Below are 14,774 nucleotides of genomic sequence, written 5' to 3' on the forward strand. Positions count from 1 at the left end.
CCGCAACTTGAACGGTTGATCCAGATCAACGCGTCAGCCGGCCTGCTGCATCAAAAATGCAGCAAGGCAACGGCCCGGATGCCGTCCCGATTCCCCGGACACCCCGAAGAGACCGAATATGTCGGCCCCTGACGACACGACCTCGCGCGTGCGCCGTAAGCGCATGGAGATCTTTGCGTTCTTGTTCCTGACCGCGGTTGTGATGCCCGTCCTCGCGGTCGGAACGGTCGGCTCTTACGGCTTAGGTGTCTGGATCTACCAGATGTTCGCCGGCCCTCCCGGCCCGCCGCCCTCCCCGCATTGATCCCCTCACAGCGAAAGACAGGCATCATGGCTCACGCCACACTCAACCGCCGCGCATTGATCACCGGTCGGGTGCTCAGCGCCGAGCGCATCATCCCGCCGCCGGGCTGCGAGATCGCCAGCATCATCGTGCAGGCGCGCCCTGAGCGTCTCGCCGAGCTGGACGCCGCGATCACCGCCCTTCCCGGCTGCGAGATCCACGGCCGCGATCCACGCGGCAAGCTCATCGTCGTGACCGAAGCACCTGACGCAGGCAGCCTCGGCACCCTGCTCAACACGATCCAGTCATTGCCGGACGTCTATTCCGCAGCGCTCGTCTTCCACGCCATTGAAACCGCCTAAGGGACGGGAGAGCCATCCCATGACATCGCCAAAGCTCGACCGCCGCCAGATGCTGAAGCTCGAGGCCGCCGCAATTGCGGCCGCTGCCGCGGGCATGCCGGTGCCGTCGCTCGCCGCCAATCTCGTCGCTGAGCGCGACGTCGCCGAACTGAAATGGGACAAGGCCGCCTGCCGCTTCTGCGGCACCGGCTGCTCGGTGATGGTCGCGACCAAGGACAATCGCGTCGTCGCCACCCACGGCGATACCAAGGCCGAGGTCAACCGCGGCCTCAACTGCGTCAAGGGCTACTTCCTCTCCAAGATCATGTACGGCCACGACCGCCTGACCCAGCCGATGCTGCGCAAGACTGATGGCAAGTACGACAAGAACGGCGAGTTCACGCCCGTGTCCTGGACCGAAGCCTTCGACATCATGGAGGCGAAGTGGAAGGAGGCGATGAAGAAGCGCGGCCCAAACGGCGTCGCCATGTTCGGCTCCGGGCAATGGACGATCTGGGAAGGCTATGCGGCGTCAAAGCTGTTCAAGGCCGGCTTCCGCACCAACAACATCGACCCCAACGCACGCCACTGCATGGCCTCCGCCGTCGCGGGGATGATGCGCACCTTCGGCATCGACGAGCCGGCCGGCTGCTATGACGACATCGAGGCCACCGATGCCTTCGTGCTGTGGGGCTCCAACATGGCGGAGATGCACCCCATCCTGTGGACGCGCGTGGCCGACCGACGGCTCTCTGCGCCGCATGTCCGCGTCGCCGTGCTCTCGACCTTCGAGCACCGCTCGTTCGACCTCGCCGACATCGGCATGGTGTTCAAGCCGCAGACCGACCTTTATTTGCTCAACGCCATCGCCAACCACATCATCAAGACGGGCCGGGTCAACAAGGATTTTGTGGCCGCGCATACCGTGTTCAGGCGCGGGCAGACCGACATCGGCTATGGCCTGCGGCCGGAGCATCCGCTGCAGAAGAAGGCCACCGGCGCGGCCAAGGCCAACGACTCCACCGACATGACCTACGACGAATACGTCAAGTTCGTCTCTGAGTACACGCTGGAGAAGGCGGCGCAAATGTCCGGTGTGCCGCTGAACCGGCTGGAAGCGCTCGCCGAGCTCTACGCTGATCCGAAGACAAAAGTGGTCTCGTTCTGGACCATGGGGTTCAACCAGCACACCCGCGGCGTCTGGTGCAACAACCTCGTCTACAACATCCATCTCCTCACGGGGAAGATCTCCTCGCCCGGCAACAGCCCGTTCTCGCTGACCGGCCAGCCCTCGGCCTGCGGCACCGCGCGCGAGGTCGGCACCTTCTCGCACCGCCTGCCCGCCGACATGGTGGTGACCAACAAGGAGCATCGCGACAAGGCGGAGCATCTCTGGCTGCTGCCCGAGGGCACCATTCCCGACAAGCCCGGCGCGCACGCGGTGCTGCAAAGCCGGATGCTGAAGGACGGCCTCATCAACGCCTATTGGGTGCAGGTCAACAACAATCTGCAAGCCGGCCCGAACGCCAACGAAGAGACTTATCCCGGGTTTCGCAACCCCGACAATTTCATCGTGGTCTCGGACGCCTATCCGAGCGTGACGGCACTCGCCGCCGATCTGATCCTGCCGACCGCGATGTGGGTCGAGAAGGAAGGCGCCTACGGCAATGCCGAGCGGCGCACGCAGTTCTGGCACCAGCTCGTCCAGGCGCCCGGCGAGGCCAAGTCCGACCTCTGGCAGCTCATGGAGTTTTCAAAGCGCTTCAAGATCGAGGAGGTCTGGCCCGAGGAGCTGGTCGCCAAGAAACCGGAGGTTCGCGGCAAGACGCTGTTCGACGTGCTCTACAAGAACGGACAGGTCGACAAATTCCCCGTGACCGACATCGAGCAGGGCTATCTCAACGACGAGTCCAAGGCGTTCGGCTTCTACGTGCACAAGGGCCTGTTCGAGGAATATGCCTCGTTCGGTCGCGGCCACGGCCACGACCTCGCGCCGTTCGACACCTATCACCGCGAACGCGGCCTGCGCTGGCCTGTCGTCAACGGCCAGGAGACCAAATGGCGCTTCCGCGAGGGCAGCGACCCCTACGTCAAGCAGGGCGCGGACGTGCAGTTCTATGGCTACCCCGATGGCAAGGCGCGCATCTTCGCACTGCCTTACGAGCCGCCGGCGGAATCGCCCGACAACGACTATCCGTTCTGGCTCTCGACTGGCCGCGTGCTGGAGCACTGGCACTCCGGCACCATGACGCGCCGCGTGCCCGAGCTCTACAAGGCTTTTCCGGAAGCCGTCTGCTTCATGCACCCGGATGACGCGCAGGACATGAAGCTGCGCCGCGGCGATGAAGTGAAGGTCGTCTCGCGCCGCGGCTTCATCCGCGCCCGCGTCGAGACGCGGGGCCGCGACCGGCCACCGCGCGGCCTGGTGTTCGTGCCGTGGTTCGACGAATCCAAGCTGATCAACAAGGTGACGCTGGACGCCACCGATCCGATCTCGCTGCAAACCGACTACAAGAAATGCGCCGTGCGCATCGAGCGGGTGAACGTGTCATGATGAAGCGATTTGGTATCGCCCTGCTCGCCTGCGCGATCGCCGCCGGCGCCAGCTCGCTGACCGCGCAGACGGTGACGTCCGGCCTGCGCGGCCCGACCCCGCTCAATGACGAGGGACCGGCGCCGCCGATGCTGCCGAACCGCAACACGTCGGAGCGGGAGGTGCGCAACTATCCGGAGCAGCCGCCGGTCATCCCGCACACGATCGACGGCTACCAGATCGACCTCAACGGCAACAAATGCCTGTCCTGCCATGCGCGGGCACGCATTGCGGAATCGCAGGCGCCGATGGTCTCGATCACGCACTTCATGGACCGCGAGGGCCAGTTCCTGGGGTCGATCTCGCCGCGGCGCTTCTTCTGCACCGAATGTCACGTGCCGCAGAATACTGCGACACCGCCGGTCAGCAACGACTTTACCGACATCGACACCTTGCTGTCGCGCGCAAGCCCCGGTGGCCGGCGATGACGACGACCGCTGATGAATCCAAAGCCAAACGCGGCTTCATCGCGCGCGCGTGGGATTTCGCGCTCGAGCTGTGGGGCGTGCTGTCGCGGCCGAGCACGGTGTTCGCGCTCGGCACGCTCGTGCTCGCAGGCTTTGCCGCCGGCGTGATCTTCTGGGGCGGCTTCAACACCGCGCTGGAATTGACCAACACCGAAAAATTCTGCACCGGCTGCCACGAGATGAAGGACAATGTCTATGCCGAGCTGAAGTCGACCATCCACTTCAGCAACCGCTCCGGCGTGCGCGCGACCTGCCCCGACTGCCACGTGCCGCATAACTGGACCGACAAGATCGCGCGCAAGATGCAAGCGTCCAAGGAGGTCTGGGGCAAGATCTTCGGCACGATCGATACGAGGGAGAAATTCCAGGACAAGCGCCTCGAGCTGGCGGCGCATGAATGGGCGCGCTTCAAGGCCAATGATTCCCTGGAATGCCGCAACTGCCACAGCGCCGATTCCATGGACATCACCAAACAATCGCCGCGGGCTTCAGTGGCGCATCAGCGCTTCCTGTTCACGGGCGAAAAGACCTGCATCGACTGCCACAAGGGCATCGCCCACCATCTGCCCGACATGCGCGGCGTTCCCGGCTGGCAATAGGGCCGATCCGGGCCGCTTGAACCTGCGGTGCGAATGGTTAGTTTTGAGATCCGGCGAATCGCATCGTTTCGCCTCTCCTCAAGACAGATATGGCCACTTTCACCCCGCATCAGGATGCCGCGCTCAAGGCCGTCGGCGATTGGCTTAAAGCCAAACCGGGCCGCAACGGCACGCCGCCGGTGTTTCGGCTGTTCGGCTTTGCCGGCACCGGCAAAACCACGCTGGCGCGGCATATCGCCGAGGGCGTCGACGGCGAGGTGAAGTTTGCCGCCTTCACCGGCAAGGCCGCCCTCGTCATGCGCAACAAGGGCTGCGATGACGCCTCCACCATCCATTCGCTGATCTACCGCGCCCGCGAATCCGGCGAGGAGCAGCCCAGCTTCGAATTGTGGGACGATGCGCCGGCCTCAAAAGCCAAGCTGATCGTGATCGACGAATGCTCGATGGTCGATGCCGAACTCGGCCGCGACCTGATGTCGTTCGACTGCCCGCTGCTGGTGCTGGGCGACCCTGCGCAGCTGCCGCCGATCCAGGGCGGCGGCTTCTTCACCAATTCCGAGCCGGACGCGATGCTGACCGAGGTGCACCGCCAGGCCCAGGACGACCCGATCGTGCGGATGTCGATGGACGTCCGCGAGGGCCGCGAGCTCGACATCGGTCGTTACGGCGAAAGCGAGGTGGTGTCGCGGAAAGAACTGGATCCCGATCGCGTCATGGGCGCCGACCAGGTGCTGGTCGGCCGCAACAACACAAGGCGCGCCTACAATATGCGGGTGCGGCAACGGCAGAACATCGAGGACGTCTTTCCGGTCGCCGGCGACAAGCTGGTGTGCCTGCGCAACAACCGCAAGAAGGGCCTGTTCAACGGCGGCCTGTGGCGCGTCAAGTCGCGCAACACCTCGCGCTCGAAATCGCGCATCCTCTCGATGCGGCTGTCGCCGGATGAAGAGTTTGGCCACAAGGTCACAAAAGTCTCGGTGCGCGCCGATTGCTTCGAGGGCGGCATCGAGCAGATCGCCTGGGAGCAGCGCAAGCCCTATGACGAGTTCGACTACGGCTACGTGCTGACCGTGCACAAGTCGCAGGGCTCGCAATGGGACGACGTCGTGCTGTTCGACGAGAGCTTTGCGTTTCAGGAGAGCCGGGCGCGGTGGCTGTATACGGGCATCACCCGGGCGGCGAAACGATTGAGTATCGTGGTTTAGAGCGCCGCTGCCGTAGGGTGGGCAAAGGCGCAATGCGCCGTGCCCACGATCTCTCTCCACAAGCAATGAACGCGTGGGCACGCTTCGCTTTGCCCACCCTACGGCACCGTGAATGTGGCGCCGATATCGCGCCGTTCACTTCCCCGCAACGAAATAAAAATCCTCCCTGCCCGGCGGCGAGCCGTAGGTGAACGGCTGCTGCACGTGCTTGGTGGCAGACCAGACATCGTCGCGGACGATGTCGAACAATTTCCGGATCTCGACCTTCGGCTCCTTGAGCTCGCGGGCGAGTGCGGTGGAGAACGGACTGTCGGCGCCGTTGTCGCCGTCGATCGCGGTCTCGCCGTGCTTGGCTGCATAGACCACCATGAAGCCGGCGCCGGGCTCGATGTTGGAAAAGCCCTTGTCGACCAGCTTCAGCGACAGCGTATGCTGCATGGTCGGCGCGAACGGGTTGTCGCGGCAGGCATCCAGGATCACCAGGCGCACTTTTCGCGCAGCTCCCACCGCTGCAATCACCTGCTCCAGCGCGACGGCTTGCGTCTCGGCGTCCCGGTCGACCGCGAGCTTGGCATCGACAGGAACGAGGTAGTTCACCCCGCCGATCTCGAAGCCGTGGCCGGCGTAATAAACCACCGCCCAGTCGGCCTTCTCCGCTTCGTCGGCAAAGGTCTTCAAAGCGTCGAAGAACTTGTCGCGGGTCAGGTCGCTGACGGAGATCACGGTCTGGAAGCCGACATCGTGCAGCACGCCCGCGATCAGTTTGGCGTCGCGCGGCGGATTTGGCAGGGCGTGGACGTTCTTGTAGGCGCCGTTGCCGACGACCAGCGCGACGCGGCGCCCGGTGGGCGCGCCTCCCGGCGTTTGCGGCGTCAGCGCTGCGAGCCGCTGCTGCGCGGTGGCGCGGGCGACGTCGTACTCGTCGAATTTCGTCAGCGAATAGGCGGCCGCGCGGTAGTCGGCGCGGGCCTGGGCGAGGTCTTTCTTGCGCTCGTAGAGCTGGCCGCGGCCGGAATGCGCGCGGACATTGTTCGGGTTGATCTGGATCACCGTGGTGTAGTCCTTCAGCGCAGCGTCGAGATCGCCCTTCAACATGCTGACATCAGCACGATTGTTGATCGCGTAGACATTCCTCGGCTGCTTCTCGATCAGACCGTTGCAATCGGCGAAGGCCAGATCGTATTTGCCCATCAGGCCGTAGGTGGTGCAGCGATTGGCCGCGATCTGCTGCGCGGTCGGATCGATCTTCTCCGCCTCGGCGAAATCGGCAATGGCGCCGTCATAGTCCTTCATCACCGTGCGCACACGGGCACGATTGGTCCAGCCGAGCAGGAATTTCGGCGTGTATTTGATCGACAGGTTGAAATCGTCGAGCGCGCTCTGCAGCGCGGCCCGGCGCAGCTGAATGGTGCCGCGATTGTTGTAGGCATAGCCGAAATTCGGCCGCTTCTGGATGGCCAGATTGTAATCGGCCATTGCGAGGTCGTCCTCGCCCTTGTGCTCATGGGCGATGCCCCGCACGTTGATGGCGCCGACATTGTCCGGATCCAGCTCGATGGCTGAAGTCAGCGCCTCGATCGCGTGGTCATAATCGCGCTTGCTGATCAGCGCCTGGGCGTGAATGACGAGCGCGAGCGATTTATCCTTGCCGGTGACGCGGTTGGCGTTGAGCAGGTTCTCGCAGGCCGTCGTCCGCGCCTGGGTCTCGGCCTGGCGATCCCTGCAGGTGGCGAGGTCGTCGCCGGCTTGCGGATCCGCCGCGGCGGTCGCGATGCCCGCGAGGAGTATGACAAGGCTCAAGAGAACGACGCGCAGCATGTTGTCAGATCAGCTCCAGCCACCACAATTTAAGTCGATCGGCGATCGTGCCGGTTCATCTAGCCCGGAGTTCCCCAACCCGCCAAGCCGGACCGGGGTTAGCGGCTTTTTTTCACGGACTCGTGTCACGCCGGCTGTAACAATCGCCCGCTCGGTCCGTATCTGAGGTGTCTGAAAACGCCGGGCAGGCTGTTCGCCAGCCCTCAACCGCCCTAAACTGTCAGGCCTTCCGAAAGAGGATCCGCCATGCGCCGCTCCGTCCTGTCCCTGCTCGCCGCCACCGCCGCCTTGTCGCTCGGCTTTGCCGCACCGACCTGGGCCGCCGAAGACGCCATCGTGATCCCCGCCCCCGCCATGGACGCAGCCCCCGCGAGCGGCATCCAGACCGCTGTCATTGCCGGCGGATGCTTCTGGGGCGTGCAGGGCGTGTTCCAGCACACTGCCGGTGTCGTCAACGCCGTGTCCGGCTATGCCGGCGGCACCAAGGCGACTGCGGACTACGAGACGGTCTCGACCGGACGAACCGGCCATGCCGAGTCGGTCGAGATCAAGTTCGACCCGAAGAAAATCTCCTACGGCAAGATCCTGCAGATCTACTTCTCGGTGGCGCACGACCCGACCCAGCTCAACCGCCAGGGGCCCGACACCGGCACGCAATATCGCTCGGCGATCTTCACCACCTCGGACGAGCAGAAGAAGGTCGCGGAGGCCTATATCGCCCAGCTCAACTCCGCCAAGGTGTTCAGCAAGCCGATCGTGACCAAGGTCGGTACGCTCGAGGGCTTCTACCCGGCGGAGGCCTACCACCAGGACTATCTGACGTTGCACCCGAACCAGCCCTACATCGCCTTCAACGACATTCCGAAGGTCGAGAACCTGAAAAAGCTGTTCGCGGATAACTACATTGAGAAGCCGACGCTGGTGAGTGCCAGCAAGGCCACCAACTGATCTCGAGATCATCAGAAATACGGGAGACCCATGCCCGACACCAAGACGAAAACCACCGACGACAAGGTCATGAAGAGCGAAGAGCAGTGGCGAAGCGAGTTGACGCCGATGCAGTACGCAGTGCTGCGCGAGAAGGCGACCGAGCGTCCCTTCTCCGGCGAATATGAGCACGACCACCGTGCCGGCACCTATGTCTGCGCCGGCTGCGGCAACGTCCTGTTCGAATCCGACGCCAAGTTCGATTCCGGCTGCGGCTGGCCTAGCTTCACCGCGCCTGCGGTCGAGAGCCATATCGACGAGGAGCGGGACACGACGCACGGCATGATCCGCACCGAGGTCCTCTGCTCCAAATGCAGCGGCCATCTCGGCCATGTCTTCCCCGACGGACCGGGGCCGACTGGCCTGCGTTACTGCATCAATTCGGCGGCGCTGAAGCTCGAGCCGAAATAAGATTGCGCCGCCGGGTTCCCCGATGGAACCCGGCGGCGCGATGTGCTTTTCTCTTCCAGCGGTGCAGCCGATGCGTGCATTCCGGCGGCCGCCAGGGAGGACGCCATGACACTCGGGACCATCCTGATCATCCTGGTGATTATTTATCTGCTGGGCGGCTGGTCCGGCCGGATCGGCGGCTATGGCTACGGCATGGGCCATTCCGGCATGGGCATCGGCGGCGTCGTTCTGGTGGTGCTGCTCGTCCTGCTGCTTCTTGGTAAACTATAAACCATACAAGCCACTGAATTTGCTTATATTTCCGCTTCTGCGGACCTGCCATGCGTGGATTCATCATCTCCCATCGCAGGGGTCGCAATTTTGTCAAATCGGCTTATATTAGGGGTCGAAAATGACATGCGGCGGGCCCGCTCGATTGCGGCCCCTGCCCTCCCAAACCCCACGCGCTTAAAGCCCCAGAGAAGATCACGAGGTCTTTGACCATGCGTCCACTGCGTCCGTTCAACTTCAACACTTCCGCCGAGCTTTTCCCCGCCGCCATCCGCAAGAAGAAGCGCGCGGGCTTCACGTACCGCCGGTTTGGCACCGCGGCCGAAGCCGTGCAGTTCGCGATGGAGCAGTTGCCGACGGATTCGCTGAACGGCGCCTATCTCCAGGTCGAGGAAGCCCGTTTCGACCAGAACGGCATCCGCTCGCTCTACGAGAGCGAAGCCTTCCCGCTGCCGCGCCGTCCCAAGCCGGCCCCGGCCGCCGAGACCGACGCCGACGCGGCGTAAGATTTAGCAAAACTCCGATGTGCGGAGAAAGCGCGATGGCCGAAAGGCTGTCGCGCTTTTTGCGTTTGGCGACACTCTCTCTTTCCCCTCTCCCCGCTTGCGGGGAGTGGCGAAGACCTACATCCGTGGCTGCTTGTCGAGCCAGCGGCGCAAGAGGCGCACATTGCGCATGTTGGCGCGGAACATGACGTCGAAGGCATCGCCCGCAAACGGCACCATGCCGACCACGCCGTCGACCGCGACATTGCCGAGCATGCGCGCGGTGATGTACCAGGGCGCGCCGAGCGCGCGGGCCTCGCGCACCAACCACAGCGAGATCGCGGTGGTGATGATGTCGCCGATCACTGGGATCAGCCCGATCAGTCCGTCGATGCCGTAGCGGATGTTGGTGCCGGGCAGGACGAAGGCGACATCGAGCAGCTTGGCGATCGCCTCGAGCCGCGCGAGCCGCTGTTCCCGCGTCAGATTGCCGAACGGATTGCCATTGCCAAATCCATTGCCAAATCCTTGGCCGAACTCGACACGGAACTCGCGAAACCCCTGCTCCAGTGTTTCAGGCCGGATCTCGTGGCCCTCCTGGTCGATGATCGGACCGCGCGCATGCGTCCCGGAACGGGACCTGCGCGGCGCGAGAATGTCGTCGTCTTGCATGGTCATGGCCGTTGTGAACTCACGAGCGCAGCAGAGGTTGCTGCATCGCGTCCGATGGTCGCGGGCTTAGCTCGCCGCCGTCGCCGGCCGCGGCTCCTCGACGTAATGATGCACGAGCCAGGATGAAAGCATCGCGGGCACGAGACCGACCAGGCCGTACAGGATCAACTGCACCGCGCCCGAATCCGACCCGCGCGAGCCATAGGTGAATGCGGCGAGGACGAAAGCGAGCAGGCCGACCAGCAGCATCCGCAACACCGGCCCGATCCGCCTGACATGGAGCAGGATGTCGTCGATTGCACCGATCATCAGCGACGGCAGGAAGCCGAACAGATAGCTGTATTGCAGGGTCTTGAAGAACACGACGATCAGCTTGCCGACCTCGCCGAGATGCGCCTCGGCCCAATAGCCGGACTGGTAGGTCGTCGTCATCAGCAGCAGGAATCCGCCCACGAACGGACCGACGAGCGCGAACACCAGATAGCGTTTCATCAAGGACTCCTCATACGCGAGGGCATTTATAGCAGCGGGCCGGGAACCTTGGATAGCGGGGTTGCGGGCTGTTTGGGGGAACAAGTGGCAAGCCGGCGGGTTCAGACTGGAGCCGAAATTGACCCGTCAGATTTGGAGCCGCCGATGTCCCGTAAACTGTTGTTGCTGGCGACGATCACCCTCTCCGCCCTGTCGAGCGCACCCGCCTTTGCGCAAGGCCATATGGGCACGCCGCAGGAGCAGAACGCGTGCTCGCGCGACGCCTCGCGACTGTGTCGCAAGGATCTCGGCAATGACGGTGCGGTGCAAGGCTGCCTGCAAGCCAACCGGGCAAAACTGTCGCGATCGTGCAGCAAGGTGTTCGCGAGCCATGGAATGTAAGATCGGCATGTGAGCTCGCGCCGCCTTTTGCGTGACGGAGGCGCAACAGCTGCGAATTCCTTCGCGCCTCCCATTGAAGCTTCACGGCAATCGCGCATACTCAGGTCGGGCGGCGCAGCACTTTTCGATTCGAATATCAGAAAAAATCGAGCGACCACATCCGGGAATGAACACCCGGCATGAAGGCTGTGACATGCGGCAGATCAAGCCGCGTGCGGCGTCCCAACAATCAAGCGGCTCAAATCCGCGCAACTCGGGGACGCATTTTTCATGACACGCTATCGGACTATCGCCACGCTCTTCACCTTCGCCGCCACCGCCATCGCCCTCCAGACATCGCCCGGCCTCGCCTTCTCGCCCGAAGCGCAGCAGATGTGCTCGGACGATGCGATGCGGCTGTGCTCCAGTGAAATCCCTGATATCCCGCGGATCACCGCCTGCATGGTGCGGAACAAGTCGCATGTCAGCCCCGGCTGCCGCGCCGTGATGGACCGCGAAGCCGCCGCAGCAGCAACCCGCAAGCGGGAAGCCGCCGCGCAGTAGTGCCGGCAAATTCCAAGTAGGCAGCTGCTCCCCCGGTTGGGCCGTCACCTCTCGCCGCTGGGGAGAGGTGAAGAGCTCAGTCGCCCCACTGCGCGAAAGCGTCGTTGAAGGCGCGCTCGCCGGGAGCGCCCTTCTCGATGGCGATGATGGCGCGGCGCTGGTTGGCGTAGACCAGCGGGACGTCGAACCAGGAGCGCTCCTTCAGGAGCTGGACGTTGCGGGCGCGATCGGCATCGACATTGGAGAGGCCGACCAGGAAGAAGCCGTCGGTGACCTTGACCGCGAGCCCTGCGAGCGGCGTGCCGCGCGCCTGCTCGTTCGACTTCATCAAGATGCCCGGCACGTTGGAGACGCTGCCGCTCGGAAAGTCCGGCGGCAGGATGAAGGTCAGCTCGGCCGTGTGGCTCGCCGGCAGCGACGAGTCGGTGTTGCGGCGGAAGGACATCGTCATCTTGAACTTGCGGTCTGGGATCTCGATGTCGGCGCGGACGGCGACGTCGGCCTTCTGGTTGCCCGACGCCTTGATCGGCTCGAGCCGCCACACCACCGAGCCGACATATTGCTTGCCCTTCGGGTCGGACGGATCCTCGTCATAGAGCACAACCTTCTGCGCCACCGGTGCGGCGGGCTGGTCGCTCGCCGAGGGCTGGCCGACGCGATCCGGAATCTTGGGCTTGGTCTGCGGCTGCGACGTATCCTTCGGCGCCTCCACCACCTGGGTGGGCGATGGCTTGAACAGATTGGTCGCGGTCTGCACCAGCTGCTTGCCCCAGAGGATGCCGGCGCCGACCAGGATCAGCACGATGCCGATGGCGATCGCGCTCTTGAACGGGAAGACCGAGCCCCTGCCGGCGCGCTTCTTGACGTCGCGGTCGGGCGAGATGCGCGGACGCGGCGACGGCGGCTGCGGCGTGTAGCGCTCGGCCTCCTCGATCGACTCGTCATAGGAATAGGGCGCATCGCCTTCGCCGGCGCGGTTTTCCAGGCTCGGCTCGAGCCGGTCGAATTCCGGCGAGGGCGAAGGCACGTTGGCGTAGGTGCGGCGCGCGGCCCGGTTGGCCTGCGCGGCAGCGCCGCCGAGGTCGTTGACGTCAGCCGTGATGTCGCGGAAGCCGCGCACGCCAGGGGCCGGCGGCAGCGGTGGCGGCGGACCGCCCTCCGGCGGGCGTCGCGGAGAGGAGCGCCCAGGCGGCGGCTCCGGCTGGCGCGGCGCATCAAAACGCGGGGCGCGCGGCGGACGCGGGGCATCGCCCTGGTCGTCGCCGATCGGCGGCCGCGGCGACGGCGCGGCCGGACGCGCGCGCGGCGGCGCAGCCGGCTGAGCGGATGGGGGCGGGTTGTTTTCAGTCGCGCGGGCGCTGGCCCGGCGGAACGCATCGCCGCTGCCGCCACTGCGGGCAGCACCGCCGGCGGGGCGTGAGGCCTCGCGGGCACGCTGGGCGGCCTCCGATTCGACCTTGCGGACGGCCTCTTCCAGCGACAGCCGCTCGCGGGTGATCTCGGATTCGGAGAGCGGCGGCTGCACGCTGCGCAGTTGCGCGATCAGCGCCGTGCGCGCCCGTTCATAGAGCGCGCGCCGGCTCTCGCCGGGAGCGTTGGGGTCCAGGGCCGCAATAGCGCGGGCGATCAGCGGATAGTAATCAGCCATTTCTACTCAACTATACCCGCGTCCTGGTAAGAGATCGTTAAGCCTCAAACGGGTTTTGCACCAGGATAGTATCCTCGCGTTCGGGGCTGGTGGAAAGCAGAGCGACCGGGCATCCCACCAATTCCTCGATACGGCGGACGTATTTGATGGCCTGGGCCGGCAGCTGCGCCCAGGACCGCGCGCCCGCGGTCGGCTCCTTCCAGCCCTCGATGGTCTCGTAGATCGGCTCGACCCGGGCCTGCGCGCCTTCACCGGCCGGGAAATAATCGATCTCCTTGCCGTCGAGCTTGTAGCCGACGCAGACCTCGATCGTGTCGAAGCCATCGAGAATGTCGAGCTTGGTCAGCGCCAGGCCGGTGATGCCGCAGGTCCGCACGGTCTGGCGGACCAGCACGGCATCGAACCAGCCGCAGCGGCGCTTGCGTCCGGTATTGACCCCGAACTCGCGACCTCTGCGGCCGATCTCCTCGCCGATCTCGTTCAAGAGCTCGGTCGGGAACGGCCCCTGGCCGACGCGGGTCGTATAGGCCTTGCAGATGCCGAGCACGTAGCCGACCGCGTTCGGGCCGAGCCCCGTTCCGGTCGCGGCCTGCGCCGCCACCGTGTTGGACGAGGTGACGTAAGGGTAGGTGCCGTGGTCGACGTCGAGCAGCGCGCCCTGCGCGCCTTCGAACAGGATCCGCTTGCCGGCACGCCGCTCGGTATCGAGCAGGCGCCAGACGGTCTCCGCATAAGGCAGCAGCTGCGGCGCCAGCGCGCTGAGTTCCTTCAGGATCTCGTTGCCGTCGAACTCCGGCAGGTTGAGGCCGCGACGCAGCGCGTTGTGGTGCGCGAGGAGACGATCGATCTTGTGTGGGAGCGTGTCGAGGTCGGCGAGGTCCATCAGACGGATCGCGCGGCGGCCAACCTTGTCCTCATAGGCCGGGCCGATGCCGCGCCGCGTGGTGCCGATCGCGGTCGCCGAATTGGACGATTCACGAAGCGCATCGAGCTCGCGATGGAGCGGCAGGATCAGGGTCACGTTCTCGGCAACGCGCAGATTCTCCGGGCCGACCGCAACGCCCTGGCCGCGCAGCTTGGTGACCTCGTCGAGGAAGGCCTGCGCATCGAACACCACGCCGTTGCCGATCACCGCCAGCTTCGACGGGCGCAGCACGCCCGAGGGCAACAGCGCGAGCTTGTAGGTCTCGCCATTGATGACCAGCGTGTGGCCGGCGTTATGGCCGCCCTGAAAGCGCGCGACGATGTCCGCCTGTTCCGACAACCAGTCGACGATCTTGCCCTTTCCTTCGTCGCCCCACTGGGCGCCGACGACGACAACATTGGCCATTCGCGGGTAATCCTTCGAAGAATTTCTCTGTAAAAGGCACGATCCAAACGGAAAACCGGGACCCACTCTTCCGGAATCATGCCTGCGCCCAGCCGAAGTCCCGGCCCAAGGCCGTTCGCACGCGAGGCAGCCCCACCGGATAAAGGAAGCAGCCTCTCTAGGCAAGCAAGAACGGGGCTTTTTTCGGGCCCAAGGTGCGATCCAAGCCCTTGATATCCCCTAAAAATCCGCCTTATCGGGCGCCTTCTA

At 64.6% G+C, this 14,774-nt stretch carries 17 protein-coding genes; 12 read left to right on the forward strand and 5 right to left on the reverse strand.

The window, feature by feature from the left end:
- Positions 1–118 precede the first annotated feature (118 nt).
- From napE to L6637_RS27495, 6 genes are all read left to right on the forward strand, one after another.
- Positions 119–304, forward strand: coding sequence for a periplasmic nitrate reductase, NapE protein (gene napE / locus L6637_RS27470; RefSeq protein WP_027532529.1), 186 nt, complete (start codon positions 119–121; stop codon positions 302–304).
- Positions 305–330: 26 nt separating this feature from the next.
- A complete protein-coding gene (locus tag L6637_RS27475; protein ID WP_237872578.1) occupies positions 331–645 on the forward strand; it encodes a chaperone NapD in 315 nt (104 codons plus the stop codon).
- A gap of 19 nt (positions 646–664) precedes the next feature.
- Positions 665–3,178 (forward strand): nitrate reductase catalytic subunit NapA, encoded by a 2,514-nt coding sequence (gene napA / locus L6637_RS27480; RefSeq protein WP_237872580.1) that lies wholly within the window; start codon positions 665–667, stop codon positions 3,176–3,178.
- Positions 3,175–3,645, forward strand: a complete 471-nt coding sequence (locus tag L6637_RS27485; RefSeq protein ID WP_237862877.1) for a nitrate reductase cytochrome c-type subunit — start codon at positions 3,175–3,177, stop codon at positions 3,643–3,645. Before napA ends, L6637_RS27485 begins: the two co-directional genes overlap by 4 nt.
- Positions 3,642–4,283, forward strand: a complete 642-nt coding sequence (locus tag L6637_RS27490) for a NapC/NirT family cytochrome c (protein ID WP_237862878.1) — start codon at positions 3,642–3,644, stop codon at positions 4,281–4,283. Before L6637_RS27485 ends, L6637_RS27490 begins: the two co-directional genes overlap by 4 nt.
- Before the next feature lie 89 nt (positions 4,284–4,372).
- On the forward strand, positions 4,373–5,488 hold the full coding sequence (locus tag L6637_RS27495) for an ATP-dependent DNA helicase (protein WP_220003245.1): 1,116 nt from the start codon (positions 4,373–4,375) through the stop codon (positions 5,486–5,488).
- Between the two features lie 135 nt (positions 5,489–5,623).
- Here the strand turns inward: L6637_RS27495 and L6637_RS27500 are convergent, their stop codons facing one another.
- On the reverse strand, positions 5,624–7,306 hold the full coding sequence (locus tag L6637_RS27500; protein ID WP_237872582.1) for a caspase family protein: 1,683 nt from the start codon (positions 7,304–7,306) through the stop codon (positions 5,624–5,626).
- 246 nt (positions 7,307–7,552) lie between these two features.
- Here L6637_RS27500 and msrA point away from each other — a divergent pair, with 246 nt between their 5' ends.
- The 4 genes from msrA to L6637_RS27520 all read left to right on the forward strand — a co-directional run bounded on the left by msrA (position 7,553) and on the right by L6637_RS27520 (position 9,480).
- The gene (gene msrA / locus L6637_RS27505) at positions 7,553–8,254 is read left to right on the forward strand and encodes a peptide-methionine (S)-S-oxide reductase MsrA (protein WP_237862880.1); all 702 of its coding nucleotides are present in this window, start codon (positions 7,553–7,555) and stop codon (positions 8,252–8,254) included.
- A gap of 30 nt (positions 8,255–8,284) precedes the next feature.
- A complete protein-coding gene (gene msrB, locus L6637_RS27510) occupies positions 8,285–8,704 on the forward strand; it encodes a peptide-methionine (R)-S-oxide reductase MsrB (RefSeq protein ID WP_237862881.1) in 420 nt (139 codons plus the stop codon).
- Positions 8,705–8,809: 105 nt separating this feature from the next.
- Entirely contained in the window at positions 8,810–8,974 is a 165-nt protein-coding gene (locus L6637_RS27515) for a DUF3309 family protein (RefSeq protein ID WP_035731827.1), read from the forward strand.
- 212 nt (positions 8,975–9,186) lie between these two features.
- The gene (locus L6637_RS27520) at positions 9,187–9,480 is read left to right on the forward strand and encodes a hypothetical protein (RefSeq protein ID WP_027560969.1); all 294 of its coding nucleotides are present in this window, start codon (positions 9,187–9,189) and stop codon (positions 9,478–9,480) included.
- A 117-nt stretch (positions 9,481–9,597) separates the two neighbouring features.
- On the opposite strand, the gene L6637_RS27525 is transcribed toward L6637_RS27520, so the two are convergent.
- Both L6637_RS27525 and L6637_RS27530 read right to left on the reverse strand, forming a co-directional pair.
- Entirely contained in the window at positions 9,598–10,137 is a 540-nt protein-coding gene (locus tag L6637_RS27525) for a DUF4112 domain-containing protein (protein WP_237862882.1), read from the reverse strand.
- 60 nt (positions 10,138–10,197) lie between these two features.
- The gene (locus L6637_RS27530; RefSeq protein ID WP_237862883.1) at positions 10,198–10,623 is read right to left on the reverse strand and encodes a DUF5413 family protein; all 426 of its coding nucleotides are present in this window, start codon (positions 10,621–10,623) and stop codon (positions 10,198–10,200) included.
- A gap of 144 nt (positions 10,624–10,767) precedes the next feature.
- Between L6637_RS27530 and L6637_RS27535 the strand changes: the two genes are divergently transcribed.
- Positions 10,768–11,004 (forward strand): hypothetical protein, encoded by a 237-nt coding sequence (locus tag L6637_RS27535; protein ID WP_237862884.1) that lies wholly within the window; start codon positions 10,768–10,770, stop codon positions 11,002–11,004.
- A 270-nt stretch (positions 11,005–11,274) separates the two neighbouring features.
- Positions 11,275–11,547 carry a hypothetical protein gene (locus L6637_RS27540; protein ID WP_237862885.1) on the forward strand — a complete coding sequence of 91 codons (273 nt, stop codon included), beginning with the start codon at positions 11,275–11,277 and terminating at the stop codon, positions 11,545–11,547.
- Positions 11,548–11,623: 76 nt separating this feature from the next.
- On the opposite strand, the gene L6637_RS27545 is transcribed toward L6637_RS27540, so the two are convergent.
- Positions 11,624–13,195, reverse strand: coding sequence for a hypothetical protein (locus tag L6637_RS27545; protein ID WP_237872583.1), 1,572 nt, complete (start codon positions 13,193–13,195; stop codon positions 11,624–11,626).
- A gap of 37 nt (positions 13,196–13,232) precedes the next feature.
- Positions 13,233–14,525: an adenylosuccinate synthase gene (locus L6637_RS27550; protein WP_237862887.1), complete on the reverse strand. Its 1,293-nt coding sequence runs from the start codon at positions 14,523–14,525 to the stop codon at positions 13,233–13,235.
- Positions 14,526–14,774 lie beyond the last annotated feature (249 nt).

Origin of the sequence: Bradyrhizobium zhengyangense, from assembly GCF_022012435.1 — a bacterium.
Taxonomy (GTDB): domain Bacteria; phylum Pseudomonadota; class Alphaproteobacteria; order Rhizobiales; family Xanthobacteraceae; genus Bradyrhizobium; species Bradyrhizobium zhengyangense.